This window comes from Mesorhizobium sp. WSM1293 (assembly GCF_000513875.1).
In the GTDB taxonomy this organism is placed as follows: Bacteria; Pseudomonadota; Alphaproteobacteria; order Rhizobiales; family Rhizobiaceae; genus Mesorhizobium; species Mesorhizobium ciceri.
Genome location: NZ_KI911319.1, coordinates 245,991 through 271,846 on the forward strand (window position 1 = coordinate 245,991; position 25,856 = coordinate 271,846).

The 25,856-nt window shown below is 63.4% G+C and carries 21 protein-coding genes; 9 read left to right on the forward strand and 12 right to left on the reverse strand.

The window, feature by feature from the left end; translation table 11 throughout:
* Nucleotides 1–58 precede the first annotated feature (58 nt).
* A complete protein-coding gene (locus tag M729_RS0131465; protein WP_027163933.1) occupies nt 59–1,759 on the reverse strand; it encodes a Na/Pi cotransporter family protein in 1,701 nt (566 codons plus the stop codon).
* 154 nt (nt 1,760–1,913) lie between these two features.
* Here M729_RS0131465 and M729_RS0131470 point away from each other — a divergent pair, with 154 nt between their 5' ends.
* Nucleotides 1,914–2,783 carry a LysR substrate-binding domain-containing protein gene (locus tag M729_RS0131470; RefSeq protein ID WP_013533042.1) on the forward strand — a complete coding sequence of 290 codons (870 nt, stop codon included), beginning with the start codon at nt 1,914–1,916 and terminating at the stop codon, nt 2,781–2,783.
* Here M729_RS0131470 and M729_RS0131475 read toward each other — a convergent pair.
* From M729_RS0131475 to M729_RS0131520, 10 genes are all read right to left on the reverse strand, one after another.
* Nucleotides 2,780–5,257: an FAD-dependent oxidoreductase gene (locus M729_RS0131475; RefSeq protein ID WP_027163934.1), complete on the reverse strand. Its 2,478-nt coding sequence runs from the start codon at nt 5,255–5,257 to the stop codon at nt 2,780–2,782. The genes M729_RS0131470 and M729_RS0131475 overlap by 4 nt on opposite strands.
* 77 nt (nt 5,258–5,334) lie before the next feature.
* On the reverse strand, nt 5,335–6,129 hold the full coding sequence (locus M729_RS0131480) for a DeoR/GlpR family DNA-binding transcription regulator (protein ID WP_024502478.1): 795 nt from the start codon (nt 6,127–6,129) through the stop codon (nt 5,335–5,337).
* 75 nt (nt 6,130–6,204) lie between these two features.
* Nucleotides 6,205–6,861, reverse strand: coding sequence for a GntR family transcriptional regulator (locus M729_RS0131485; RefSeq protein WP_032809708.1), 657 nt, complete (start codon nt 6,859–6,861; stop codon nt 6,205–6,207).
* A gap of 189 nt (nt 6,862–7,050) precedes the next feature.
* Nucleotides 7,051–7,929, reverse strand: coding sequence for an SMP-30/gluconolactonase/LRE family protein (locus tag M729_RS0131490; RefSeq protein ID WP_013533046.1), 879 nt, complete (start codon nt 7,927–7,929; stop codon nt 7,051–7,053).
* Nucleotides 7,930–7,975: 46 nt separating this feature from the next.
* Nucleotides 7,976–8,938, reverse strand: coding sequence for a 3-keto-5-aminohexanoate cleavage protein (locus tag M729_RS0131495; RefSeq protein ID WP_013533047.1), 963 nt, complete (start codon nt 8,936–8,938; stop codon nt 7,976–7,978).
* Nucleotides 8,935–9,882, reverse strand: a complete 948-nt coding sequence (locus M729_RS0131500) for a 3-hydroxyacyl-CoA dehydrogenase (protein WP_027163936.1) — start codon at nt 9,880–9,882, stop codon at nt 8,935–8,937. Before M729_RS0131500 ends, M729_RS0131495 begins: the two co-directional genes overlap by 4 nt.
* A 10-nt stretch (nt 9,883–9,892) precedes the next feature.
* Nucleotides 9,893–10,699, reverse strand: coding sequence for an SDR family oxidoreductase (locus M729_RS0131505; protein ID WP_027163937.1), 807 nt, complete (start codon nt 10,697–10,699; stop codon nt 9,893–9,895).
* 13 nt (nt 10,700–10,712) lie between these two features.
* Nucleotides 10,713–12,797: an ABC transporter permease gene (locus M729_RS0131510; RefSeq protein WP_027163938.1), complete on the reverse strand. Its 2,085-nt coding sequence runs from the start codon at nt 12,795–12,797 to the stop codon at nt 10,713–10,715.
* Nucleotides 12,794–14,326, reverse strand: a complete 1,533-nt coding sequence (locus M729_RS0131515) for a sugar ABC transporter ATP-binding protein (protein WP_027163939.1) — start codon at nt 14,324–14,326, stop codon at nt 12,794–12,796. Before M729_RS0131515 ends, M729_RS0131510 begins: the two co-directional genes overlap by 4 nt.
* 79 nt (nt 14,327–14,405) lie before the next feature.
* Nucleotides 14,406–15,533: a sugar ABC transporter substrate-binding protein gene (locus M729_RS0131520; protein ID WP_013533052.1), complete on the reverse strand. Its 1,128-nt coding sequence runs from the start codon at nt 15,531–15,533 to the stop codon at nt 14,406–14,408.
* Between the two features lie 220 nt (nt 15,534–15,753).
* On the opposite strand from M729_RS0131520, the gene M729_RS0131525 reads away from it, so the two are divergent.
* The 8 genes from M729_RS0131525 to M729_RS0131560 all read left to right on the forward strand — a co-directional run bounded on the left by M729_RS0131525 (nt 15,754) and on the right by M729_RS0131560 (nt 25,034).
* Entirely contained in the window at nt 15,754–16,428 is a 675-nt protein-coding gene (locus tag M729_RS0131525) for a GntR family transcriptional regulator (RefSeq protein ID WP_027163940.1), read from the forward strand.
* Nucleotides 16,429–16,718: 290 nt separating this feature from the next.
* Nucleotides 16,719–17,546 carry a phosphogluconate dehydrogenase C-terminal domain-containing protein gene (locus M729_RS0131530; protein ID WP_024502460.1) on the forward strand — a complete coding sequence of 276 codons (828 nt, stop codon included), beginning with the start codon at nt 16,719–16,721 and terminating at the stop codon, nt 17,544–17,546.
* A gap of 326 nt (nt 17,547–17,872) precedes the next feature.
* A complete protein-coding gene (locus M729_RS0131535) occupies nt 17,873–18,814 on the forward strand; it encodes a D-ribose ABC transporter substrate-binding protein (protein WP_024502459.1) in 942 nt (313 codons plus the stop codon).
* A 93-nt stretch (nt 18,815–18,907) separates the two neighbouring features.
* Nucleotides 18,908–19,552, forward strand: coding sequence for a DUF2291 family protein (locus tag M729_RS0131540; RefSeq protein WP_027163941.1), 645 nt, complete (start codon nt 18,908–18,910; stop codon nt 19,550–19,552).
* Nucleotides 19,549–21,105 carry a sugar ABC transporter ATP-binding protein gene (locus M729_RS0131545; RefSeq protein ID WP_027163942.1) on the forward strand — a complete coding sequence of 519 codons (1,557 nt, stop codon included), beginning with the start codon at nt 19,549–19,551 and terminating at the stop codon, nt 21,103–21,105. Before M729_RS0131540 ends, M729_RS0131545 begins: the two co-directional genes overlap by 4 nt.
* Complete coding sequence (locus M729_RS0131550; RefSeq protein ID WP_032809713.1) at nt 21,098–22,162, forward strand: ABC transporter permease; 1,065 nt, start codon at nt 21,098–21,100, stop codon at nt 22,160–22,162. Before M729_RS0131545 ends, M729_RS0131550 begins: the two co-directional genes overlap by 8 nt.
* A gap of 2 nt (nt 22,163–22,164) precedes the next feature.
* Nucleotides 22,165–23,199, forward strand: a complete 1,035-nt coding sequence (locus M729_RS0131555; RefSeq protein WP_013533060.1) for a Gfo/Idh/MocA family oxidoreductase — start codon at nt 22,165–22,167, stop codon at nt 23,197–23,199.
* Nucleotides 23,196–25,034 carry a hypothetical protein gene (locus M729_RS0131560; RefSeq protein WP_027163944.1) on the forward strand — a complete coding sequence of 613 codons (1,839 nt, stop codon included), beginning with the start codon at nt 23,196–23,198 and terminating at the stop codon, nt 25,032–25,034. Before M729_RS0131555 ends, M729_RS0131560 begins: the two co-directional genes overlap by 4 nt.
* A gap of 2 nt (nt 25,035–25,036) precedes the next feature.
* Here the strand turns inward: M729_RS0131560 and M729_RS0131565 are convergent, their stop codons facing one another.
* Entirely contained in the window at nt 25,037–25,750 is a 714-nt protein-coding gene (locus M729_RS0131565) for a transcriptional regulator NanR (RefSeq protein ID WP_013533062.1), read from the reverse strand.
* Nucleotides 25,751–25,856 lie beyond the last annotated feature (106 nt).

Below are 25,856 nucleotides of genomic sequence, written 5' to 3' on the forward strand. Positions count from 1 at the left end.
CGTTATTTTGTATCGATGTATCGATTTTAGTAATGACCTGCCGGGCGGGAATCCGTCCTCAGGCCAGTGCAGGAGCCCTCACTTCCGCAGCCCCTCTCGCCAGCCGGCTTTCCAGCAGATCACCGCTCTGCGTCAGCAAGGGATAAGCGACCGAGGCCATCAGCGAGTTGATCTCCTTCAGCGCCCGCACGGCCTCCAGGTGGATGTCGCTGGTGTCGATGCTCTGCGGCATTCCCGATTGCAGGCGCTTGAGGTGACGGTCGTGGCTCGTGCGTTCCAGTCTGCGCATCCGCTCCTTCTCGACGACGAGTTGCCGCGCCGAATCGAGATCGCTCGACACCAGCACATTGAGTGCAAGCTGCATGTTGGCCATGACACGGTTGTGAAGCCCGGCCAGTTCGCTCCAGCCGTCGCGTGAGAAGCGCAGGTTCTTGTCACGCAGCTCCTGGGTGAGCACGAGCAGGTTCTTGGCGACGATGTCGCCGGCGCGTTCGAGATTGATGGCGAAGTCGGTGAGCTCGATGCCGCGCTGCGCTTCGGCCACGCTCATGCTGCCGCGATTGACTTCGGCAATGTAGAGCTTGATTTCGGTATGGGCGCGGTTGACCTCCTCATCGAGTTTTTGAGCCTGGCGTATCTGGTCGCCGGTGCCGGCGTCGAAGAAATCCATCACTGGGCGCAGCATCACCTCGACGACTTCGCCCATGCGCAGCAGCTCGCGGGTGGCACTGGCTAGCGCAAGACCGGGTGTGCGCATGACGGTGCGGTCGAGCGCGCTGGTGCGGCGCGACATCAGGTCTCCACCCTCTCCGGCCTTTGCCACCGGCCTGTCTGCGATCAACAAGGCGACCAGCCGCTCCATCATGCCGGTGAACGGCAAGCAGCAGATGACCAGCACCAGATTGAAGGCAAGGTGCAGGTTGACCAGCTGGCGGCCTTCGGTTGCGCCGAACAGATGCGCCGGGAAGGTCACGGCCTGAAGCGCGAACAAAGCCGCCAGCGCCGCCGTGCCGCGAAAGATCAGATTGCCGAGCGGGATACGGCGCGCCTCGACGGCTTCGCCGCGCGTCAGCCAAACCGCGATCAGCGCGCCGCCGCAATTGGCGCCGAGGATGAAGAACAGACCGACCTCGACCGGCAAGACGCCTTGCGCGGCAAGCGTGACGAACAGCAGGATCGCCGCGACGCTGGAGTGGATCAGCCATGTGAACAGGGCAGCGGCGGCAAAGGCGGTGAAATAGTCCGCGCGCAGATAGGAGATCACCAGTGGCAGCAAGGTGCTCTGCCGCATCGGTGCGGTCGCCTCGCCGATCATATGCAGCGACAACAGGACGAAGGCGACCCCCATCAGGATTCGCCCGCTATGCCTGATGCCAGCCACTTCGAACTTCAGGGCCATCGCGCCGCCGACCAGGATCAGCGCCGGCACAAGCCAGCTGAGGTCGAACGACAGCACCTGCACGACCAGGGCGGAACCGAGATCGGCGCCCAGCAGGATCGCCAGCCCGGCCGACACCGAAACCATGCCGCTGGCGGCAAACCCGGCCGCCAGGATAGCGACGGCGGTCGAGCTCTGCAGCAGCACGGCAAGCACGGTGCCGACGCCGGCCGATTTGATCCGCTCACCCCGGGCTTGCCTCAGGGCATCACGCAAAGCGGGCCCGCAGGCCCGCTCGACACCCGTGCGCACCATATGCACGGCCCAGAGCAGCAGCATGACCGCACCCGCCAGATGCAGCAGGATGATGGAAAATTGCATGGCGACGCCTCCGGTGCCAACGGCCGGCAGGGATGTCGACCCATGCTCAGGCTGAGGGTCGGCAAAACATAAGTCAAATCGTTCCTTTCGATCTTTTCCTAAGCGGTCCTTATGATAAGATGTGGTGATTTCAGAAGTGTCGGAGGCACGGGAAATGCGCTACGTCCAGTTGCGAGCCTTTCACCAGGTGGCCATCTGCGGTGGCTTTTCTCGCGCCGCCGAGGCGCTCTTCCTGACCCAGCCGGCGATCTCGGACCAGGTGCGCAAGCTCGAGGAAGAGTACGATGTGCTGCTGTTCAACCGGAACAAGAAGCAGGTCACGCTGACCCATTCGGGCCAGAAATTGCTCGAAATAACCCACCGCATGTTCGATACCGAGCAACAGGCGCTCGAACTCCTGACGGAGTCCCGCGCCCTGCGTTCCGGCACGCTGCGCATCGTCGCCGATGCCGCACATCATCTGCTTCATATTCTCGGCAGCTTCCGGGCCCGCTACCCCGGCGTGCAGGTTTCGGTGCGCGCCGGCAACACCGAGACGGTGATCAGCAGCCTCTACAGCTACGATGCCGATATCGGCGTGCTGGGCGAGGTGCCGACGGGGCGCGATTTCGAGGTGCTGAAACTCAACTCGACGCCGATCATCGCGTTTGCATCCGTCGACCACCCGCTGGCCGCGAAAAAGTCGCTCACCCTCAAGCAGCTCGCGCAGGAATCACTGGTCATGCGCGAGCGTGGATCGAAGACGCGTCAGAAACTCGAAGATCTCGCAGCCGCCTCGAAAATCGAATTGAGGCCGGCGATCGAAGCCGAGGGCCGCGAAGCCGTCCGCGAGATCGTCGCCTCGGGCGCCGGCATCGGCTTTGTCTCGGCGGCCGAATTCGGCCAGGATTCGCGGCTGGTGCCGATCACCATCGATGCTCCCGAGACCCTGATGGACGAGGCGTTGATCTGCCTGCGTGAACGCAGCGGCGGCAAACTGGTGCGGGCTTTCCTGGATATGGCGCGCTCGATGTCAGCGGATTAAGCGGCGGCCCTGATCTCCACCGCATCAGCCTTCACCCGCTCCGACTTCGGATCGTAGGGGCTGCGCAGATGTGCTGTCGCGGCATGGCGAACGCCGGCAAGGTCGATCTCGAAACGACCACCGGTGAGAAATGCAGCGTCGACGCCCGCCTCGTTCTCGATCAGGCCGAGCGCCACCGAGCGGCCAAGCGTGTGGCCGTAGGCGGCCGAGCGGACTTCGCCGACCGGCTTGCCGTCGCGCAGGATCAGTTCGCCGCCCCACAACATCGGCTCGGCATCATCGAGCGTGAACAGCACGACGCGTCTTGCCGGTGCTGCCGATGGCTTCGTCTCAACCAGCGCGTCGCGGCCGATAAAGTCACCTGGCTTGTCCATCGCCACGGCGAAGCCAAGCCCGGCCTGCCAGGGGTCGATATCAGGCGTCAACTCCCTGCCCCAGGCGCGAAAACCCTTTTCGATGCGCAAGGCATCGAGTGCGTAATAGCCGGCGTCCAGCAGACCGAATTCACGGCCCGCCTCATGCAACGCCTCATAGACGCCGACGGCGAATTCTGTCGGCACGATCAGTTCCCAGCCCAGTTCGCCGACATAGGTCATACGGTTGGCATAGGCGGTGGCATAGCCGATATCGATCTCGCGGATGGTGGCGAAGGGAAAGCCGGCGTTGGAAAGATCGGCCGAGGAGAGTTTGCCCAGCAGATCGCGTGATCGCGGTCCCATCAACGCCAGCACCGCGTAGGACGAGGTGACGTCGGTCACGATTGCATGCGCGTCGGACGGAATGTTTTTGACGATCCAGTCGGCATCGTGGACAGCTTGTGCGGACCCGGTGACGATGAGGAATTTCTCCGCGCCGAGCCGCATAACGGTGAGATCGCTCTCATAGCCACCGCGTGCATTGAGCACGCCCGTGTAAACAGACGTACCGTCCGGTACGTCGATATTTCCGGCGCAGATCCAGTTGAGCACGGCGCAGGCATCGCGGCCCTGCACGAGGAGCTTGGCGAAAGAGGTCTGGTCGAAGACGGCGACGGCTTCGCGTGTCGCCTTCATCTCGCGCTTGACCGCCTCGTGCCAGTTCTGGCGGCCGAAGGCATAGTCGTTCTCGGTCTTCTCTCCTGGTGCCGCGAACCAGTTGGCCCGCTCCCAGCCCATCTTGGAACCGAAGCAGGCACCTTTGGCGGTGAGCCGGTCGTAGAGCGGCGAGCGGCGGAACGGCCGCGCCGTGTCCAGTTCACGGTTCGGCCACGGCATGGCGTAATGCAAGCCGAGCGTTTCCTTGACACGGTCATGCAGCCAGCGCGGATTGTTGTTGAAGGAGGCGAAACGCCTGATGTCGACCGGCCACAAATCCATGGTCGGCGCGCTGTTGACGATCCATTCCGCCAGCGCCCTGCCCGCGCCGCCGGCGCTGGCGATGCCCATGGAGTTGAAGCCGGCGCCGACATAGAAATTCTTCAGTTCCGGCGCCTCGCCGAGGAGAAAATTGTTGTCCGGCGTGAAGCTTTCGGGACCGTTGTAGAATTTCTTGACCTCGGCCTCGGCCAATTGCGGCACGCGGACCAGCGCGTTTTCCATCAAAATCTCGAACTGATCCCAATCGTCCGGCAACAGCGCGAACTCGAAATTTTCGGGAATGCCATTCATGCCCCACGGCTTGGCGTGCGGCTCAAAGCCACCCATGACCAGGCCGCCGACCTCTTCCTTGAAATAGATGAACCCGTCGGGGTCGCGCATGACCGGCAGGTCCGGATGCACGCCCTCGATCCTGCCGGTAACGATGTACATGTGCTCGGCCGAATGCAGCGGCACCGAGACGCCGCACATCAGCCCGACCTTGCGCGCCCACTGGCCGGCGCAATTGACGACGATCTCGGCGGCAATGTTGCCGCGGTCCGTCTCGACACCGCAGGCGACGCCGTTCTTCATGCTGATGCCGGTGACCTTGACCCGCTCGAAAATTTTCGCGCCGCGATTGCGCGCACCCTTGGCCAGCGATTGCGTGAGATCGGTCGGATTGGCCTTGCCGTCGCCCGGCAGCCAGACGGCGCCGACCAGATCGTCGGTCGCCATGACCGGCCATAGATCGGCCGCCTCCTTCGGCGAAATCACGTCGATCTCGACGCCTTGGGCGCGAGCCGATGCGGCCGTGCGCTTCAGCACCGTCATGCGGTCGGCGGTCCGCGCCACCGATAGCGAGCCGCAATTCTTCCAACCGGTGGCGAGCCCGGTCTCGGCCTCCAGCTCGCCATAGAGCTGCGTGGAGTATTTGATCAGGCTGGTCATGTTGGAATGACTGCGCAACTGGCCGACAAGCCCTGCGGCGTGCCAGGTGGTGCCACCGCTGAGTTGCCCCTGTTCGAGCAGCACGACATCGGTCCAACCGAGCTTCGTCAGATGATAGGCGACCGAGCAGCCAATGATACCGCCGCCGACGATGACGACGCGCGCTTGCGTAGGGAATTCGTTTGCCATGGGACATCCTGCCGTTTTGACACCGGTTGGATCATAGCAGCCGAATTCCAAATATCAACACAAAATACCACAAAATATCACATCAAAGAGGCAATCATCAGCTCAGGCCCTTTGCGCGCAAGCGCTTCAGCGATGTCAGCCTGCGGTTTCGCGTCGACGATCACGCCGGCGGCGCGTTGAAAATTCGGAATCCTGAGCGGCGTCAGCTTTGCGAACTTGCTGCTGTCGAGAACGAAGTAGGTTTTGGCGGCAAGCGCGATCATGCGGCTGCGCTGTTCGGCGCCGGCGCGGGTGAAATCGGTCACCTCGCCGTCGGGCGACAGCGCGCCACCACCGAGGAACGCGATGTCGACGCGAAAGCGCGACATGGCTTCGAGCATGTCGATGCCGGAGGCTGCTTCCTCGCCGGGATCGACTTCGCCACCCAGCACATGCACGCGCATGCCTGAGACGTGGCACAGCAGAAGCGCGATCTTCAGGCTCGCCGTGCAGATGGTGAGATCGCGCAGGTCGGCCATGGCTTGTGCGACGGCCAATGTGGTGGTGCCGGAATCGAGGAACACCACCATGCCGTCCTTTACAAGACCGGCGGCCAGCCTGCCGATCGCGGCCTTGCCTCCGGCATTTTCGTGGCTGCGCAAGCTCATTGCCGGTTCGCTCGGCTCGAAGCGGGCGGCGCCGCCATGGACGATGCCGAGCCGTCCCTTATCCGACAGCAGCTTCAAATCACGGCGGATGGTTTCGCGCGAGACATCGAAGAACCCGGCCAGTTCGGCGACACTGACAGACCCCTGGGCGCCCAGCCGCCGCAGGATCTCTTCGTGGCGACGTGGAGCAAGGGCGCGCGCCGGCAGGCTGCTGTCGGGGGACATGATGATCCTCGGATCGAGTAGCGATGTTGCAATATGTGGCAGTGATCGTGCGCAGAGGCAACTCAAGCCATGTCGTCAGGATTTTCGCGACAGGCCATCTTCCCTGATCGCGCTGACCAGCGTCTCGCTTCCCTCGCGAAGATGCTGCCTCAGAATGCCTATGGCCCTGTCGCCGTCGCGCCACCGGCAGGCGGCCAGCAGATCGCGGTGCTCCGTCTGCGAGCGGCTGCGATAGTCCAGGTTCGACAGCAGGATGCGGACGTAGCGATCGGCGGCATTGTGGTGCGCCTCGATTAAGGCCAGCAATCGATTGTTGCCGCAGGCATCGTAGAGAGCCAGATGAAAGGCACGGTTCAGCGCGCCCCATCGGCCGACATTGCGCTCCGCGTCGATCTGATCGAGAACCTGTTCCGCCTCGTCGAGCCTGTCACCGGCGAGATTGGGAAGCGAAAGCCGCAACGCCTCGCATTCGAGCAATTCGCGCAGTGCATAGATTTCACTGATCTCGGCGCTGTCCATCCGGGCGACCTGCGCGCCTTTTGTCGGATGGATGGAAACAATGCCTTCGGCTTCCAATTGGCGAAGGGCGTCACGAATGGGCATGCGGCTGAAGCCAAACTGCTCGGCCAATTCGTCCTGGCGCAGCGAAGTGCCCGCCTTGATGGTGCCACTGGCAATCGCTTCGCGCAGGACATTGGCGACCTGTTCGGCCACGGTTCGCGGCCCCTGCATCACGCTTTCCGCAAATCCTGGCAATCGATGCTCCCGTTTGACGCGGGGCGCTCAGCCTAACGGAAACCCCTCTGCATGGATATATGTATGCCTGTATATGCACACGTTCGGCATCAATTGCCAGACTTGCCCGAATTCCTGCGCCAAGGCCTGATCTGCGTATTTTACCGGCGCTTCGCTTGCCTGGCGTCAGCCGCCGAAGCGCGGTTCCGCAACGCCCCTAACGCCAAGGCCTGATATGGCGAACAGGCTGCCGCGCAAAACGCCGTCGCCGGGAAAACGCGGCAGCGGCGGCTTGGCCATCGAGGTGACGTAGAGGGTGTCGAGCTTCGGTCCGCCGAACATGACGCTGGTGATCTTCTTGACCGGCATGTCGATGATGCGATCGATGCTGCCATCGGGCGCGTAGCGCACCAGCCTTCCGTCATAGACCAGCGCATTCCAGAGATAGCCCTCGGCATCGACGGTCGAGCCGTCCGCCGCACCGCCTCGGCTGGTGTCGACGCGCACGAAGGTACGCCTGTTGGTGGCGGCACCGGTGGCGATATCGTAGTCGTAGGCCCATATCTCGCCGGTCCAGGTATCGGCGAAATAGAAGGTGCGGTCGTCGGGGCTCCAGCATGGACCGTTGGAGCAGATGATGCCGGAATCGATCCGGGTGACGGAAAAATCCGGATCGAGCCTGTAGAGACCGCCGGACGGCCCCTCTTCCATCGTATCCATGGAGCCGGCGAAGAAACGGCCGCGCCGGTCGACCTTGCCGTCGTTGAGCCGGTTCATCGGCTTGTCCGGCTCGGGATCGTGGATCAGCGTCACCTCGCCGGTGGCGAAATCGAGCAGATGGAAGCCGCGCTGCAGCGAGACGACAGCGCCGCCGCCGTCCTTGCGCAGCGCCATTGAGCCGATCTTCATCGGCACGTCCCATGACCGGATCTCGCGCCCGTCGGCGGTCGCCCGAAACACGCGCCCGTCGAAGCTGTCGATCCAGTAGAGTCGTTCCTGTTCGACGTCCCACAGCGGTCCTTCGCCCAGTGTGGTCTTCACGTCCACCACGACTTCGATCTTCATGCCGTCCTCCTCCGTTTTGCGTCTCGCGGCGATTGCTCGGGCCGCCTCAGAAAGCGACCTTGTCCCCGCCTTTCAATGACAGGATTTCGCGTGCCTCGTCGGGCGTCGCCACCTCCATGCCGAGCCCTTCGATGATCTTGCGGGCCAGCAAGACCTGCTCGGCGTTCGATTTGGCAAGCTTGCCCTTGCCCGCCCACAGACTGTCCTCCAGCCCGACGCGGATGTTGCCGCCAAGGGCCGCCGATTGCGCGGCGATGCGCAGTTGGCTGGCGCCGGCGCCCAGCACCGACCACCGGAACTGGTCGCCAAACAGCCGGTCGGCAGTGCGCTTCATATGGGCGACGTCTTCTGGATGCGTGCCGATGCCGCCGAGCAGCCCGAACACCGACTGCACGAAGAAAGGCGGCTTCACCAGCCCACGGTCGGCGAAGTGGGAAAGGTTGTACAGATGGGCGATGTCGTAGCACTCGAACTCGAAGCGCGTGCCGTTGTCGTAGCAGGTCGCCAGAATGTACTCGATGTCCTTGAATGAGTTGCGGAAGACGAGGTCGCGCGTCGCTTCCAGATGCGGCTTTTCCCAATCGAACTTGAAGGTCTCGTATTTGTCGGCCAGGTGATAGAGCCCGAAATTGATCGAGCCCATGTTGAGCGAGGCTACTTCCGGCTTGAACTGGGCGGCCGGGCGCACGCGCTCCTCGACCTTCATGTAGGGGCTGCCACCGGTGGTGATGTTGATGGCGGCGTTGGTGCCTTGCTTGACGCGCGGCAGGAAGCGGGCGAAGGCCTCCGGCGTCTGGTCGGGCTTGCCGGTTTCCGGATCGCGGGCATGCAGATGCAGGATCGCGGCACCGGCTTCCGCCGCCGCGATCGCCTCCGAAGCGATCTGGTCGGGCGTGATCGGCAGATAGGGCGACATGGTCGGCGTGTGGATGGCGCCCGTCACCGCGCAGGTGATGATGACCTTGCCCCTGGTCCGTGCAGGTCCCGGCTTGCGACTGGTTTGCGTCATTCTCCAAACTCCTGATCCGATTTTCTCTTGTGGGCGGCGAGCGCCATGAGCCGGCGGTCACGCCACACCTGCCGGTCGCCTAGGCTTTGCTGTGGCAGTCGCTTGCGGCGATCAGCCTCGACCGTGTCGATGACCTTGCCGGCCCAGTCGACGCGCCGCTGCGTCTGGGGAAAGATGTTGGAATAGATGCCCTGATAGCGCTCGACATAGTCGCGCACGCCGCCGGGTGCATTGAGATCGATGGTCTCGAACGGCCCCATGAACGACCAGCGCAGCGCCAGCCCGTCGCGGATGCCGATGTCGACATCCTCGACACTGGCGTAGCCATCGGCGACAAGCCGGAAAGCTTCCTCAAGCAATGCGCCTTGCAGGCGATTCATGATGAAGCCGTCAAGCTCGTGCTGCATGACCAGTGGCGCGTGGCCGGCGTCGACGAGGAAGGCGCGGGTTCTCTCGACCGTCTCGGCCGAGGTCCACGGCGCCGGCACGATTTCGGCCGCCGGAATGAGATAGGGCGGGTTGATCGGATGCACGACCAGGCAGCGCTGCCGCCCTTGCAGATGGTCGGTGAATTTCGACGGCAACAGCGCCGAGGTGGAACTGGCGATGACTGTTCGCGGATCGGCAAGCGTGTCGATCAAGGAGAACACCTTGCGCTTCACCTCGAGATTCTCGGGCGTGTTCTCCTGGATATGCACGGCACCTGCCAACGCCTCTTCAAGCTCGGCGACAACGGAGATACGGTCAAGAACCTCACCGGCTTGCTGTCCCCGCAGAAGATCGTTCGCGGCGAGATCGCCGAGCACGCCGGCAATGTAGTCGCGGGCTCCACCTGTGGCAGTGGGCGACTGGTCCCACATCCGCACGTCATGGCCGGCGCGGGCGAAGCTGATCGCCCAGGCCCGCCCGATGAACCCGCTTCCGACGATCGCGACATTGGCCATGGTTTGTTCCTCAAAGTGTTTCGACGTTGCCGTCGACGCCGAGCGACTGGCCGGAAATGTTGATCCCCGCATCGGAGAGCAGGAAGGCGACCATCGACGCGACATCATAGGGGCTGGTCATGCGACGCAGCGAGATGTTCTGGAGATAGCGTCCGGTCATCTCCTTGTGGCTGATACCGACCTGCTTGGCGCGCGCCGAGATAACACCTTCGATGCGGGGGCCCTCGATGATGCCGGGCAGGATGGCGTTGACCCTGATGGCGTGCGGCCCGAGCTCTTTGGCCAAGCTTTGCGTGAAACCGATGACACCGAACTTGGCCGCCGAATAGGGTGTGCGGAAGGCGTAGCCATGGCGGCCGGCGGCCGACGACATCGAGACGATCGAACCGCCGCCCGCCGCCTTGATCAGCGGCACCGCGCGCCGAGCGCACAGGAACTGGCCGGTCAGGCAGATGTCGATGCAGCGCCGCCAGTCCGCCGGATCGATCTCGTCGACACCGCCGGTCGGCCCGGCAATGCCGGCATTGTTGATCAGCGCATCGAGCCCGCCGAGTTTTTTCTCGACCGCCTCGAACAGACGGTCGACGTCCTCGTCGCGCGAGACGTCGGCCTTGACCGCCGCGACCAGGTCGATCTTGCTGGGAGCAGCGGCCAGCGCCTCGTCGGAAACGTCGCAGACGACGATGCGGGCGCCGAGGCGTGACAGCGTGTCGGCTATGGCAAACCCGATGCCGCCTGCGCCCGCCGTCACCAGCACGCGCTGGCCTTTCAGTCCGGTCAAAAATTCGTCTGCCGATGCCGGCGCCCTTGTGCTCATGGTCCTGTCCTTCTCATTGCAGCCGCCGTTCGCGCAGCGCCATGACGGCGCCCAGAACGACCAGTCCGTAAAGAATTGCCCTCGTGGCATAGGGAAGCGTGGTGCCGGCGAGCAGCATCTGCAGTGCCGTCAGCAACAACACGCCGCCGAGCATGCCGAGATAGTGGCCGCGCCCGCCGGTGATCAGCGCGCCGCCGACCACCACCACGGCGATCGACGGCAAGAGATAGTCGTCGCCCATGCCGAGGCTCGCCTGACCCGAAAAGCCGGTCAGCATGACGCCGACAACAGCCGCGCAGACGGCCGAAAGCATGTAGACCAGGATGAGCGTGCGCTCGACGCCGATGCCCGACAAGCGCGCCGCGCGCAGCCCGTTGCCGATGCCGTAGACGCGCCTTCCGAACGGGGTGCGGCCAAGCAGGAGTACCGCCGCGACGACAAAGACGACCATCAGCAGCACGATTGGAGTCAGCAGGCCGGCGAGCTTGGCCGTCATGACCCAGCGCAGCATCGGCGAGGAAAACCCGGCCGGCGTTCCCTGCGAATAGAGCAGCGCACAGCCTTGCAGAATGCCGTTGGTGGCGAGCGTCATGACGATCGGCGAGATGCCGAGATAGACGATGCCGAAACCATTGGCGAAGCCGATGGCGCAGGCCATCACCAGGACGACCGGCAAGGCGTAGACAAGGGCGGCGTCGGAGCCGTTGACCATGCCCGCCAGGATGATGCCGGAGATGCCGATCGTCCACGGCACGGAGAGATCGAGGCCTCCGGTCAGGATGACGGTCCCCTGCCCGAGCGCCAGGACGGCTAGGAAGGAGGATAGCACCAGCAGCGAATTCCAGTATCCCGGATTGAGGATGGCGCGGCCGAGCCAGATCTGGGTGACGAGCACGATGAGCAGCAGGCAGACATAGGCCGGCAGCGCATAGCGCAGCGTTTCCGCATTGCGCAGATGGAAGGCAGGGCGCGGCGATGCCGGACTGCGCTGGGCATGGGCTGGCTCGGCGATCTTGAGACGCCGGTCCACGCGCTCGAGCTGCGAGGGCAATATGCCGGCGCGCCAGGCGGCAAACCGGGCACGCGCGGCGCGCAATTGCACGGCAAGCACCGATGCATGCGAGATCGAGCCGGCAAGTGCCGCCAGCACCAGAATGGTGCCTTCGGCAATGGTCGCATAATAGGCCGATACGTTGAGCACCAGCAGGATGTTCACCACGATCATCAGGATAAAGGCGCCGAAGACAGAGCCCACCGGGCCGCCCTGCCCGCCACCGAGGCGCGTGCCGCCGACGACGACCGCCGCGAACATCGACAAGAGCAGCGGATTGCCGACCAGCGGATCGCCGCTGCCGGTCTGGCCGCTGATGAACACGCCGGCAAGGCCATAGCAGCCGCCGGCGATGACATAGACGGCAAAGCGCACCAGAACGACATTGATGCCGACGGAAGCGGCCGACTCCGGATCGCTGCCAAGCGCGTAGAGTGCTGTGCCGAAGCGGGTTCCCTTCAGCCAGAACCAGGCGAGCAGGACGACACCGATCACCACCAGCGGCATCGGCAGCCAGCCGGCGATCGCGTCGCCGAGATAGAAGGTGCCGAGATCGGGCGACACGAAGCCGCCGGGCTTGTCCATCACCAGCAGCGTGACGCCTTGCAGGATGAACATGGTGGACAGCGTCACCACGATCGGCTGCATGCGCAGCACCGCGATGAAGAAGCCGTTGAAGGCGCCCACCGCCATGCCGACGCCGATGCCGACGGCCGTCCACAGGAGGATGCTTGCGCCTGGCGCCATCGGATCCATGCTCGATGCCAGCACGGCATTGACCAGCGATATCACCGCGCCGGCGGACAGGTCGAAGCCGCCCGACAGGATCACGATCGTCTGGCCGACCGCCGCGAGCGCCGAGGTGGCGCCGCCGCTCGACAGGAACGACACATCGAAATAGGTCAGCGGCCCGGCGCTGATCCAGTCGACGACGAAGAGCAGGATCGCCAGGACGGCCGCGGCGATCAGCGCGCCGCGATTGCGCATCAGCGCACGGCGCAGTCCGAAGCCGCCGGGAACAAGGGATGAGGCTGCTGCGCTGCTCATGCGGCGGCTTCCCCGGCATGGCCGAGCGCCGGGCGCATGATGGCCGGTTCGGTGATGGCGTCGCCTTCGAGTTCGGCGGCGATGCGCCCGTCATAGAGGACCAGCACCCTGTCGCATTGGTGAACGAGTTCGGGGATCTCCGTCGAGTGCAGCAGGATCGAACCGCCCGAAGCCACGTAGTTTCGCATCATCACATAAAGCTCGTGCTTGGTGCCGACGTCGATGCCTCGGGTGGGATCGAACAACAGCAGGATGCGGCTCTGCGCCACCAGCCACTTGGCGATGGCGATCTTCTGCTGGTTGCCGCCGGAAAACGCACCGGCCCGCGTCCACAGCGCGCGGCGGTCGACCTCGACAGTGGCGAATGCCGCCTCGACGGAGCGGGTCTCGGCTTGCGCGTCGACAAGGCCTAGCCGTGTGAAGCGCGATATCACCGGCAGCGTGGCGTTCTGGCTGCCCGACAATTTCAGGAACAGGCCTTCGGATTTGCGGTCTTCCGGCACCAGGCCGATGGCCATGTTGGGGCGCAAGGCATCGGCCGGCGAACCGAGCCAGACCTTGCGGCCGTCGACGAGGATGTGGCCGCGCTCGATCTCGGCCATGCCAAAGCAGGCCAGGAACAGATCCTGCTGGCCCATGCCTTGCAACCCGGCGACGCCGAGGATTTCGCCCTTGCGCAGATCGAAGCCGGCGCCGTCGAGCTTGCGTCCCACCTTGAGGTCGCGCACGCCCAGAACCGACGGACCGAAGGCCTGGGCGCTGTCCGGCTTGGGCGGAAAGGTCTGCTCGATGCTGCGGCCGATGATCTTTTCGATGACGTCGGCATCCGAGACATCGGCGACCGGCGCGGTGACGATGTGGCGGCCGTTTCTCAGGATCGTCAGCGTGTCGCAAAAAGCGCGGACCTCGCGCATGCGGTGGGTGATGAAGACGATGGTTGTACCCGCGGTCTTCAGCCTGGCGATGATGTCGCCCAGCCAGTCGACGTCGCGTCCGGCGAGCGTCGAGGTCGGTTCGTCGAGCAAAAGGATGCGCGGCTTGCGGTAGACGGCGCGCGCGATCTCGATCTTCTGGCGCACCGAAAGCTCGAGCTCGCTCACCTCGGCATCGAGATCGACGGAAAAACCGAGATCTTCGATATGGCGGCGGACGGCCTTGCGGGCGGCACCGCGGCGGATCAGGCCGGAGATGCCGACGGGGGCGTAAGGCAGCAGCATGTTGTCGAGCACGGAGAGATCGCGCACCAGGGTCATCTCCTGGAATGCTGTCTGCATGCCGAGCGCATGTGCTGCGCGCGGTGCGCCGTAAGCGATCTCCTTGCCGAAGACACGAACATGGCCTTGGCTCGGCCGGACCAGCCCGGACAGCAGCTTCACCAGTGTCGACTTACCGGCTCCGTTTTCACCGAGCAGGGCATGGACGCTGCCGGGCGCAATCGCAAACGACACGCCGTCCAGCGCGACGGTCGGGCCGAACGCCTTGCTGATGCCGTCGATCTCGACGGCGGGGAGCTCGGAGTGTTCTGTCATTGTCCTCGATCGCCGGCTTGGCATGGATTGACGACGCACGGACAGTTGTCCGTGCATCGTCACACGGGCCTTGGGAGGCTTAGTTCTCCGGTTGTCCGACGAGGGCAGCATTAAGGCCGACCTCGGGTGTCTGGTCCGAGAAGATCGAGGCAAACCAGCCCGGATTGGAGACCAGCGACGGCTTGAAGGCGTTGCAGCCGGCCTTCATCTCCGCCCATGTGCCTTCGTCGCACAGCTTGATCGTCTCATTGGTAACGACCGGCAGCGGCAGGATGGTGGTCTTCGGCACGTCCTTGCCTTCGATCGCCTCGACGGCAAGCTTCAGCGCCAGCGCACCCGAATAAGGCGGCGAGGCATAGGAAATGCGTTGTGCGCCCGCCGGTGCATAAGGAGGAGCGGCACCTTCGACTTCGGTGCCCTCCGGCAGCATCTGGATGCGGCCGCCATTGGAACCTTCGCCGGCGCAAGGCAGGAGTTCGCTGGTCTTCTTGCCAGCCTCGAGCTGCATCGAGTTGGCGGTGAAGCAGCCGACCTGCATCCACAGTCCGTTGATGTCGTCCCAATTGCGGGTGGCCAGGATTTTCGAAAGTTCGGTGCGGGCGACCGCCTGGCTCCACATGCCGACAGCCTCGCCGACGATCTTGATATCAGGATACTTGGCGAAGACTTCCTTGGCGGCCTTTGTCCGCTGATCGTCAACGGATGTTCCCGGGACGCCCGTGATGGCGATGATGTTGCCCTTGCCGTTGAGCTTCTTGACCAGCCATTCGGCGGTCACCCTGCCCGCTTCCAGCTGGTCTATGTGGACGTTGTAGGCGCAAGGCTCGGTGATCTCGGCGTCGTACGCAAAGACCTTCACACCCTTGTCGCAGGCATTCTTGACGACCTGGTTGAGCGCGGTCGGCGAGATCGGATACACGACGATGGCTTCGGCGCCGCTTTGCACCATTGCGTTGATCTGCTGAATCTGGCGTTGCGCGTTGGGGCCAGCGACCTGGACCTGCAGGTCGACCTTGTCGGCCAGGCTCTTATGAGCGGCCATGGCCTTGACCATGTTGGCCGCCTCCGCCTGCCAATCATTGCCGATGTAGCTCATGCTGAGAAAGATCTTGTGCTTCTCGGCGGCCTGCGCGGCGGACAGGCCGAAGGCGCACGCAGCCATGCCGGCCAGCAGCGCGAGCCGCCGGACTTTCGATCCGATACCCATGTGGAACTCCTCCCAAACAGAACGACCGAATGCCTCCCAAGGGCACAAAACGTAAACCCTTGTCATTCGATGCCAGCGACCGTATCATGATTTGATCAAATATCAATGATGAAATCGTTTATATCAAAACGGGCTATGTCGGCCGCTTGACGTGGCACCACGAACCTTGCATTCCGGCACAAGCAATAGTGTCGCCCATGGGCGGGAAGGTTGACCGGAGATGGCTGGATCGGCGTTCAGGAAGCCTGGTGTCGAGATCATTCCACTGTCCAAGGAAACTCTGCAGGACCGGGTCTACAACCAGGTCACCGAGTTGATCCTCGACGGCAGCATCGTGCCGGGCGAGATGGTCACGGTTCAGAGCCTCGCCGACGCCTTTGGCGTCAGTCCGATGCCGGTCAGGGAAGCGCTGCGGCGCCTGACGGCAGCCAACGCGCTGACAGTAGTATCCGGGCGCTCCATCGGTATTCCGGCGCTCAGCCGCGAGCGGCTCACTGATTTGCGCAATGTACGTTTTGAGATAGAGGCCATCGCCGCCGGCTGGGCCTCACAGAACCGCAGTGATGCGGACCTTGCGATTTTCGCGCGCGATCTGGACTCACTGGAACGCGCGAATGGCGCGAACGACGTAAAGGCCTATCTCAGGGCGAATTATACCTTCCACTTCGCAATCTACCGAGCAGCGGGATCCGAAACCCTGCTCAAGATCATCAAGGATCTATGGCTGCAGATCAGCCCCTATTTCAATATGCTGCATGGATCCTACTCGACCGCGAACACATACCATCAACAGATGTTTGCGGCCCTGCGCGACCGGGACGAGCAGGCAGTTCAGGCGGCGGTTCGCGGCGATATCGATGCGGCTTTCGACATGCTGGTCGATCTTTTGAAGTAGCGCCCGGCCCGACCTCCGACCCTTATCACATGCCTCCTATTTCTGGGGATGGCAGAGCAGCGCTCATGCGCACTCAGCGGGCAAGCGCGGGCTTCTTCTGGTGATCTAGAGGTCATATCCCGAGCGCGCCATCCATTGTTCTCGTGCTGGAGCTTGCCGGCGGCAGCCGATGACGCGGCGAACGCATCGCATGGTCATTATCGGATTGCCAAAATCTGGTAGCGTGATTATACCAGTTGATCAGTTGACGACGGGCGATACCGTCCGCTGAGATCAGGAGTAGTGACCAAATGACAACGATTGCGCTGTTCGGTGCCGGTGGGAAAATGGGCTACCGCCTGTCGACCAATTTTCGCGGGTCGCCCTACACAATACGCCATGTCGAGGTCAGCGATGCCGGCAAGGAGCGCCTGAAGACCGGGCTGGGTTTCGATGCGGTCAGCGCCGACGAAGCGCTCAAGGGCGCCGATGTGGTGATCCTGGCCGTTCCCGACACGCATATCGGCAAGGTGGCGAGCAGCATCGAGAGCAAGCTGGCGCCGGGCACCATGGTGGTGGTGCTCGACGCGGCGGCACCCTTCGCCGGCCACCTGCCGAATCGACCGGACCTCACCTATTTCGTCACCCACCCCTGCCATCCGCCGATCTTCAACGACGAAACAGACATGGCGGCAAAGAAGGACTATTTCGGCGGCGTCAAGGCCAAGCAGCATATGGTCAGCGCCTTGATGCAGGGGCCGGAAGAGGATTACGCCAAGGGCGAGGCGATCGCGAAGATCATCTGGGCGCCGGTCATGCGTTCGCACCGCGTCAGCGTCGAACAGATGGCGCTGCTGGAACCCGGGCTTTCGGAGACGGTGTGCGCCTCGTTGCTGGTGGTCATGAAGGAAGCCGTCGACGAGGTCGTGGCACGCGGCGTCGACCAGCAGGCGGCGCTCGACTTCCTGCTCGGCCATATGAACGTGCTGGGCGCCGTCATTTTCGGCGAGACCAAGGGCGTTTTCTCGGATGCCTGCAACAAGGCGATCGAGTTCGGCAAGCCGGTGCTGATGCGGGACGACTGGAAGCGCGTGTTCGAGCCGGAAGAGATCGCCGCCAGCATTCAGCGTATCACCTGAAGAGGAGAGGCGCTGCCGCAGCGCCGCGACGTCGCCGTACCGTTGCGACGCTCGGCATCGTAGCTCATCAGGTACATATCACCTGAATTCGTGGTTAACTCATCATACCAGTTGGCTTAGCTGTTCATGGCTCGGATCGACAGGGTTTTCGCAGGAGTACGATGCCTGGGCGAGTGGAGGATGGCTGGGGAGCAACGATCCGTGGAGGGGAAGCCGGCAAACGGCTCTTTAGCCCGGAAGCAATCCGCCGCCCGCGCCGCCTGACGAATTCGGATGCCGACAGATGCTTTGGGTAACCAAGGCAATTTTTCAAACGGGAGGACTTCATGAAACTTACACGCAGAATGACGCTTGCGGCTTTCGCCGGCATGCTGGCGCTTGGCACGGCCGTGCCCGCCTACGCGGCGGATCTCATCGCCATCATCACGCCCTCGCACGACAATCCGTTCTTCAAGGCGGAAGCCGTCGGCGCCGAAGCCAAGGCCAAGGAACTCGGCTACGAGGCGCTGGTGCTGGTCCATGACGACGACGCCAACAAGCAGTCCGAGCTGATCGACACCGCGATCGGCCGCGGCGCCAAGGCGATCATCCTCGACAATGCCGGCGCCGACGCCACCGTCGCCGCGGTACAGAAAGCCAAGGACGCAGGCATTCCGTCCTTCCTGATCGACCGCGAGATCAACGCCACCGGCGTCGCCGTCGCGCAGATCGTCTCCAACAACTACCAGGGCGCCCAGCTCGGCGCGCAGGAATTCGTCAAGCTGATGGGCGAGAAGGGCAATTTCGTCGAGCTGGTCGGCAAGGAATCCGACACCAATGCCGGCATTCGTTCCAAGGGCTATCACGACGTCATCGACGACTATCCGGACCTGAAGATGGTCGCCCAGCAGTCGGCCAACTGGAGCCAGACGGAAGCTTATTCCAAGATGGAATCGATCCTGCAGGCCAACCCCGACATCAAGGGCGTGATCTCCGGCAACGATACGATGGCGATGGGCGCCTATGCGGCACTTGCCGCGGCGAACCGCAAGGATGTCATCGTCGTCGGCTTCGACGGATCGAACGATGTTCGCGACTCCATCACCTCGGGCGGCATCAAGGCAACGGTGCTGCAGCCCGCCTTCGCGCAGGCGCAGATGGCGGTCGAGCAGGCCAACGACTTCATCAAGAACAAGAAGTCGCCGGCCAAGGAAAAGCAATTGATGGACTGCGTTCTGGTCAATGGCGACAATGCCGCCAAGCTGGAGACCTTCGCGCTGACGAACTGAGCCAGCGTGATTTGAATAGCGAGGGGCGAACCCAGGATCGCCCCTCGCCGCCATTTTCCGTGGGCCGCCCACGATGCTGAACGACAGGCCGCCATGCTGAACACCAAGCCGAACTGGCCGATCCTTACCGTGATGGTCGGCATCAGCCTGACCGCCTGCAAGATCCTGCCGACGAAATCGGACGACGGCAACAACGCTGCCACCTTCAATCCAGACAAGATGGTCGAAGAGATATGGGCGGCAAAGGTCGTGCCCTATCTCCAGCAGAAAGCCGGACCGTTTGCGCAGGTTCACACACTGGCGACAACCGACCCAGCGGCTGCCGGCGCCAAATACGGCAATCCGAACAAGCAGGCGAATTCGCCTTGGACTTTCGCGGTTCGGCTGGAAGGCAAGATTATCGCGGCCAACACACAGTCGCGTGCGGCAACGGTCGACGTCGATGTCGACGGCGACGGCAAAGCCGATGCACGGGTGCAGATCGGACCGGCGGTGCGCGGTACCGCGCTGCGCGACAGCCTGGACTTCATCCAGTTCAACGACTTCACCAACCAGATCGACTTCGCCCAGTTCGGCAAGGCTTTCAACGCTTATGCCGACAAGACGGTGCTTTCCAAGCTGCCGCGCGAGGCGCTGGAAGGCCGCAGTGCCAAGGTGCTCGGCGCCTATACGCTGGGGAGCGGCCAGGACCTGCCGCTGGTGACGCCGGCGGAGGCAGAGATCGGGCCGAAGCCATGAGCGCGATCGCGGAGCGCGAAATCATTCTGAAGCTCGAGGACGTCTCCAAGGTCTATTCCGGCACCGTTGCGGTCAAGCGCGCCAATTTCGAGGTGCGCAAGGGCGCGGTCAACGTGCTGGTCGGCGAAAACGGCGCCGGCAAGTCGACGCTGATGAAGATCATCGCCGGTGTCGAACGGCCGACCGCCGGCCGCATCCTGCTGGAAGGCGAAGAGGTTTCCTTCTCGTCATCCGGTGACGCGGTGAACCGTGGCATCGGCATGGTGTTCCAGGAGCTGAACCTGTTCGGCAATATGAGCGTCGCCGAGAATATTTTCGCCACCCGGGAAATCACCAACCGCTTCGGCAAAATCGACCACGCGCAACAGGAAAACCGCGCTGCGGAATTTCTGGAACGCCTGCAGGCCGGCATCCGGCCCGACATGCTGGTCGAGGATCTGCGTATCGGCCAGCAGCAACTGGTCGAGATCGCCAAGGCGGTTTCGCTCGACGCGCGCATCCTGATCATGGACGAACCGACCTCGGCGCTGAGTGCTGCGGAAGTCGAGATCCTGTTTAAGGTGATCGCCGACCTCAAGGCGCGCGGCGTGGCGATCGTCTACATTTCGCACCGGCTCGAAGAGCTGATCCGCATCGGCGACTACATCACCGTGCTGCGTGACGGCCGCATCACCGGCCAGGAAGAGATGAAGAACGTCGACACGCAGTGGATCGTTCGCCAGATGATCGGCTCCGACGCCAAGGACTTCGCCAAGGCCGACGGCCATCTTCCGGGCGAAGAGATTTTTCGTGCCGAGGAGATCTGCCTGCCTCGTGCCACCGGCGGACTTGCCGTTGACCATGTCTCGTTGTCGCTGCGTGCCGGCGAGATCCTCGGCATATACGGCTTGATGGGCGCCGGGCGCAGCGAACTGTTCGACTGCATCATGGGCCGCCACGGCCATTCTACCGGCGACATCTTCATTGGCGGTAGAAAGGTCAAGGAGCGCGATACGACGCGGCGCATCCGGCGCGGGCTGGCGCTGATCCCCGAGGATCGCCAGCGCGAAGGGCTTGTCTCGATCCTTTCGGTCGCCAGCAATTTGACGCTGGCCAGCCTGTCGCGCTTTGCCCGCCTGTTCCACATCCGTGGCGCCGACGAAAGGCAGGCGGTGACGCAGGTGGTGCGGGAGTTGGCGATCAGGGTCGCCGACCCGGCGCAAGAGGTGTCGTCGCTGTCGGGCGGCAACCAGCAGAAGGTGGTGATCGGCAAGGCGCTGCTCACCGGGCCCAAGGTGCTGTTGATGGACGAACCCAGCCGAGGCATCGATGTCGGCGCCAAGGCCGACGTCTTCCGCACCATGCGCAAACTGTCGCGCGATGGATTGGGCATTCTCTTCGCCACCTCGGATCTCGATGAGGTGATGGCGCTGTCCGACCGCATTGCGGTGATGAGCAACGGAAAACTGACGGGCATGTTCGATCGCTCCGAGGCGACGGAGGCAGCCCTTGTCTCCGCCTCGGCACTTGGCCACGGGCCGACCCCGCACACGGAGAAAACCGCCCATGACTGACATCCCGGCCAAGGCGGCTGTCCCCTCCGTCTCGAGCGGCTCGCTGCTGCTGACGCTGATGAAGGCGAGAACCTTCATCGCGCTGATCGCCGTCTTGATCTTCTTTTCGATCGCGGCGCCTAATTTCCTGTCGACCGCCAATCTGATCCTGATGTCGAAGCACGTGGCGCTGAATGCGTTCCTGGCGATGGGCATGACCTTCGTCATTATCACCGGTGGCATCGACCTTTCGGTCGGTTCGATCGTCGGCCTGTGCGGTATGGTGGCCGGGTATCTCGTGCTCAACGGCATCGACCTGCAGATCGGCTACACCATCTATTTCAACGTCTTTGAGATCGCGCTGATCACGCTTGCCGTCGGCATATTGATCGGCGCCGTCAACGGCTTGCTGATCACCAGGCTAAACGTCGCGCCGTTCATCGCCACGCTCGGCGTGCTCTATGTCGCGCGCGGCCTGGCGCTGCTGTCGTCGGATGGCCGCACCTTTCCCAACCTCGTCGGCAAGCCGGAGCTTGGCACCACCGGCTTCGGCTTCCTCGGTGCAGGCCGGCTGCTCGGCTTGCCGGTGGCGATCTGGATCCTCATCGTCGTTGCACTGGGAGCCGCCTATCTCGCCAAGTACACGCCACTCGGTCGCCATATCTTCGCCGTCGGCGGCAATGAACGGGCGTCGCGGATTTCGGGCGTCCGGGTCAACATGGTCAAGATGTTCGTCTATATGTTCTCCGGTTTCTGCGCGGCGATCGTCGGCCTGATCATCTCGTCCGAGCTGATGGCCTCGCATCCGGCGACGGGCGAAAGCTTCGAGCTCAACGCCATTGCGGCGGCAGTGCTCGGCGGCACCTCGATGTCGGGCGGCCGCGGCACGATCGGCGGCACCATCGTCGGCGCCTTCGTCATCGGCATTCTTTCGGACGGGTTGGTGATGATGGGCGTGAGTTCGTTCTGGCAGATGGTGATCAAGGGCCTCGTCATCATCGTCGCCGTCGTCGTCGACCAGGCACAGCGCCGGCTTCAGCAACGTGTCACCTTGATGCAGATGGCAAAGGCAGGCTGAGCATGGCGGAACTGCGGGGAGCGCTGATCGGCTGCGGCTTCTTTGCCGTCAACCAGATGCATGCCTGGCGCGACATAGCGGGCGCCTCGATCATCGCCATCTGCGACCGTGACCCGGAACGGTTGCGGATCGTCGGTGACCAGTTCGGCATTGCGAAGCGCTATACCGATGCGGCGGAACTATTTGCCGGCGAAAGCCTGGACTTCGTCGATATCGCCACCACCGCGCCCAGCCATCGTCCGCTTGTCGAAATGGCGGCCGCCCACCGCGTTCCGGTGATCTGCCAAAAGCCGTTCGCGCCGACGCTTGCCGACGCAAAGGCGATGGTCAAGGCATGCGCGGAAGCCGGCGTTCCGCTGATGGTGCATGAGAATTTTCGCTGGCAGTCACCTATCCAGGCGGTGCGGACCGTGCTCGATAGCGGCGAGATCGGCACGCCCTTCTTCGGGCGTATCTCCTTCCGCTCGGCCTATGACGTGTTTTCCGGTCAGCCCTATCTGGCAACGGGAAAGCGCTTCATCATCGAGGACCTCGGTATCCATATCCTCGATATCGCCCGTTTCCTGCTCGGCGACGTCTCGACCATCACGACACGAATCGCCCGCATCAATCCCGCCATTGCGGGCGAGGATGTGGCGACCATGCTGATGGACCACAAGAGCGGCGCAACCTCCGTGGTCGACTGCAGCTACGCGACGAAGCTCGCCACCGAGCCGTTTCCCGAAACGCTGATCGAGATCGATGGCAGCGACGGCACGATCCGGCTGGCGCAGGGATACCGGCTGACCGTCACCGGCAAGAGCGGCACGGCCGTCACCGACGTCTCGCCGCCGCTGCTGGCCTGGGCGTCGCGGCCCTGGCACAACATCCAGGAAAGCGTCGTCGCCATCCAGCAGCACTGGGTAGACTGCCTGGCAAAGGGCGTACAACCGGCGACCTCGGGCGCGGACAATCTCAAGACGTTCGCGCTGGTCGAGGCCGCCTATGCTGGGGCCGCGAGCCGGCAACCGGTGCAACTCGACGCCTCGCTGAAATGACCGCCGATACCTTCCTCCTTTACGGCACGCGCGTGGTCGAGGCCGAGCCGGTCAGGCTCAGCGCAGGCGCGCTCAGCGCCGACTTCGTCAACGGCAATCTGCGCACCATTCGGCATGGCGGCACCGAAGTGCTGCGCGCCATCGCCTACATCGTGCGCGACCGCGACTGGGGTACTTACGAGCCTGAACTGACTGAGCTTGTCGTCGACCAGGGCGCCGACGCTTTCTTGGTCAGCTATACGGCAAGCTGCACCGGGCCGGACGCAAGTCGGCTCGCCTTTCGCGCCACGATCAAAGGCTCCTCTGATGGCTATCTGGCCTTCGACGTCAGCGCACTGCCCGAGAGCGATTTCGAGGCCAATCGCTGCGGTTTTTGCATCCTGCATCCGATCGCCGGTCTCGCCGGCAGCCCGGTGACGGTCGAGCATACCGACGGCAGCGTGGTCGCCACGAAGCTGCCGCTGTTGATCGATCCCTGGCAGCCTTTCAAGCATCTGCGCGCGATCACCCATGTGGTTCAGCCGGGCATCGTCGCCGAATGCCGGATGGAGGGCGACACTTTCGAGATGGAGGACCAGCGCAACTGGTCGGACGCGTCCTACAAGACCTATGTCCGGCCGCTGGCGCTGCCATGGCCCTATGTGCTGCCGGTCGGCCAGACTGTAAGCCAGACGGTCAGCCTGTGCATCACCGGCGAAGGGAAAATGCCGGCAGCCGCTGCAACCACCGAGCCGGTTCGTGTCGAGCTCGGCGAGGCTGGGCAGAAGCTGCCGGATATCGGCGTGATCATCTATCCGGATGAGGTCGAGGCAGCGCTCGCAAACCTTCCGACATTGGCGGAACTCGGCCCACAGCAACTGATCCTCCACTACGATCCGACGCGCGGCCACGGGCTGGCCGCGTTGCAATCCTTTGCAAAACTTGCCGCCGCCTATCCAGCCGGCACCACACTCGAATGCGTTGTTGACGGCGCGGGCGATCTCAATGCCGAGCTGTCAGCCGTCGCGGCCCTGGTGTGTCAGGCCGGGCTAAAACTCTCGGCCATTGCCGTGTCGCCGTCGGTCGATCGGCAGTCGACGCCGCCGGGCAGCGCGTGGCCGGAATGCCCGCCGCTCGACGACGTTTATGCGGCAGCGCGGCGGGCATTCCCCGGTATCCGCCTCGGCGGCGGCATGTTCAGCTATTTCACCGAACTCAACCGCAAGCGCGTGCCGGCAGACCAGCTCGATTTCGTCACCCACTGCACTTGCCCGATCGTGCATGCCGCCGACGATCTCAGCATCATGCAGTCGCTGGAGGCGCTGCCTTTCATCACCCAATCGGCACGGGCGATCTTCGGGGCAAAACCCTACCGGATCGGACCATCGACGATTGCCATGCGCCAGAACCCTTATGGCGGAGCGACCAAACCCAATCCCGGGGGACAGCGCATTGCCATGGCCGACAGCGATCCGCGCCATGCCGGCCAGTTCGCGGCGGCTTGGACGGTCGGCTATGCCACGCGCGTCGCAGCCGCTGGGCTGGAACAGCTCACGCTCTCCAGCTTCACCGGACCGTTCGGCGTACTGGCGTCATCCGGAGAACCCGTCGCGGAAGGATCGCCCCGGCCGCTCTTCAGAGCCATCAAGGGGCTTTGCGAACTGGCCGGCCTTGCGCATGTGGCGGCAAGGACGAGCGATGAGACCAAGGTGCTGGCGCTGGCTGGACGCTCCGCCTCGGGCGACACTGTCGTGTGGCTGGCGAACCTGACGGCGGACGACGTGCAGGTCGACATTTCAGCTTTTGGCCGAGGCCATCTCGTGATGACGCCTTACGAGATCCTCCGGATCGACTGACGTTATTTTTCGGAGTTCATCACGTAGAGCGCGCGCGAGCGTTCTAGATGCTTGATCATCGCCTTCTCGGCGCCGTCTGCATCCTTCAGTTCAATGCGGCCTATGATCTCTTCGTGCTCGGTGAGCGTGAACTTTTCCTTGCCGGTCCAGATCAGCATTTCGGTGTGGTATTCCTTCAGCCAGCCGAGCATCGCCTCGCTGACGGCGACATAGATCGGGTTGCCGGAGATCGCGGCGATCTGTGTATGGAACTTCATGTCGGCGGAGATGAAGGCTTCGGAAGCGCCGCGAAAGCCGCGCTGTTCGGCAACGGTGGCCCGCAGCCGCAGCACATCCTCGGCGGTGGCCTTTTCGGCGGCTTCCCTGACCATACCACGCTCGAAGAAGATGCGCGCGGTCTTCAGGTGCTCCAGCGTGTCTTTCGATGACGACAGGATGATCTTGGCGGCGCCGTCGACCTGCTTGATGATCGACTTGGCGGTGAGTTGCAGCACCTTGGCGCGTTCGCCATGCGAGATCGCAACCAGCCCCATATTGCTCAGCGCCTGCATCGCCTCGCGGATCGCGGGGCGGCCGACCTCGAAGCGCTCCATCAGCTCGCGCTCCGAGGGCATGTCGTCGCCTGGCATCAGCTCGCCGCTGGTGATCAGGCGCTTCAGTCGCAAGAAGACCTCATCGGAAAGCTTGCGCCGGACAATCGGTTCCGAACGGTTCATCGCCGCGAATCACTCCCTTGACCCGGCCCTATCTAACACTGCCGCCACAATTCCCGGAATTGCCGTCTGTCGATCCCGCTGCCGGATATGACTTGCAATACTTATG

What these genes read in the sequence shown, in the direction of transcription:
- M729_RS0131465 (WP_027163933.1), bottom strand. Translation starts at nt 1,759, where the DNA reads ATGCAATTTTCCATCATCCTGCTGCATCTGGCGGGTGCGGTCATGCTG.
- M729_RS0131495 (WP_013533047.1), bottom strand. Translation starts at nt 8,938, where the DNA reads ATGACGCAAACCAGTCGCAAGCCGGGACCTGCACGGACCAGGGGCAAG.
- M729_RS0131565 (WP_013533062.1), bottom strand. Translation starts at nt 25,750, where the DNA reads ATGAACCGTTCGGAACCGATTGTCCGGCGCAAGCTTTCCGATGAGGTC.
- M729_RS0131560 (WP_027163944.1), top strand. Translation starts at nt 23,196, where the DNA reads ATGACCGCCGATACCTTCCTCCTTTACGGCACGCGCGTGGTCGAGGCC.
- M729_RS0131490 (WP_013533046.1), bottom strand. Translation starts at nt 7,929, where the DNA reads ATGAAGATCGAAGTCGTGGTGGACGTGAAGACCACACTGGGCGAAGGA.
- M729_RS0131525 (WP_027163940.1), top strand. Translation starts at nt 15,754, where the DNA reads ATGGCTGGATCGGCGTTCAGGAAGCCTGGTGTCGAGATCATTCCACTG.
- M729_RS0131470 (WP_013533042.1), top strand. Translation starts at nt 1,914, where the DNA reads ATGCGCTACGTCCAGTTGCGAGCCTTTCACCAGGTGGCCATCTGCGGT.
- M729_RS0131515 (WP_027163939.1), bottom strand. Translation starts at nt 14,326, where the DNA reads ATGACAGAACACTCCGAGCTCCCCGCCGTCGAGATCGACGGCATCAGC.
- M729_RS0131550 (WP_032809713.1), top strand. Translation starts at nt 21,098, where the DNA reads ATGACTGACATCCCGGCCAAGGCGGCTGTCCCCTCCGTCTCGAGCGGC.
- M729_RS0131520 (WP_013533052.1), bottom strand. Translation starts at nt 15,533, where the DNA reads ATGGGTATCGGATCGAAAGTCCGGCGGCTCGCGCTGCTGGCCGGCATG.
- M729_RS0131530 (WP_024502460.1), top strand. Translation starts at nt 16,719, where the DNA reads ATGACAACGATTGCGCTGTTCGGTGCCGGTGGGAAAATGGGCTACCGC.
- M729_RS0131545 (WP_027163942.1), top strand. Translation starts at nt 19,549, where the DNA reads ATGAGCGCGATCGCGGAGCGCGAAATCATTCTGAAGCTCGAGGACGTC.
- M729_RS0131500 (WP_027163936.1), bottom strand. Translation starts at nt 9,882, where the DNA reads ATGGCCAATGTCGCGATCGTCGGAAGCGGGTTCATCGGGCGGGCCTGG.
- M729_RS0131485 (WP_032809708.1), bottom strand. Translation starts at nt 6,861, where the DNA reads ATGCAGGGGCCGCGAACCGTGGCCGAACAGGTCGCCAATGTCCTGCGC.
- M729_RS0131535 (WP_024502459.1), top strand. Translation starts at nt 17,873, where the DNA reads ATGAAACTTACACGCAGAATGACGCTTGCGGCTTTCGCCGGCATGCTG.
- M729_RS0131505 (WP_027163937.1), bottom strand. Translation starts at nt 10,699, where the DNA reads ATGAGCACAAGGGCGCCGGCATCGGCAGACGAATTTTTGACCGGACTG.
- M729_RS0131480 (WP_024502478.1), bottom strand. Translation starts at nt 6,129, where the DNA reads ATGTCCCCCGACAGCAGCCTGCCGGCGCGCGCCCTTGCTCCACGTCGC.
- M729_RS0131540 (WP_027163941.1), top strand. Translation starts at nt 18,908, where the DNA reads ATGCTGAACACCAAGCCGAACTGGCCGATCCTTACCGTGATGGTCGGC.
- M729_RS0131475 (WP_027163934.1), bottom strand. Translation starts at nt 5,257, where the DNA reads ATGGCAAACGAATTCCCTACGCAAGCGCGCGTCGTCATCGTCGGCGGC.
- M729_RS0131510 (WP_027163938.1), bottom strand. Translation starts at nt 12,797, where the DNA reads ATGAGCAGCGCAGCAGCCTCATCCCTTGTTCCCGGCGGCTTCGGACTG.
- M729_RS0131555 (WP_013533060.1), top strand. Translation starts at nt 22,165, where the DNA reads ATGGCGGAACTGCGGGGAGCGCTGATCGGCTGCGGCTTCTTTGCCGTC.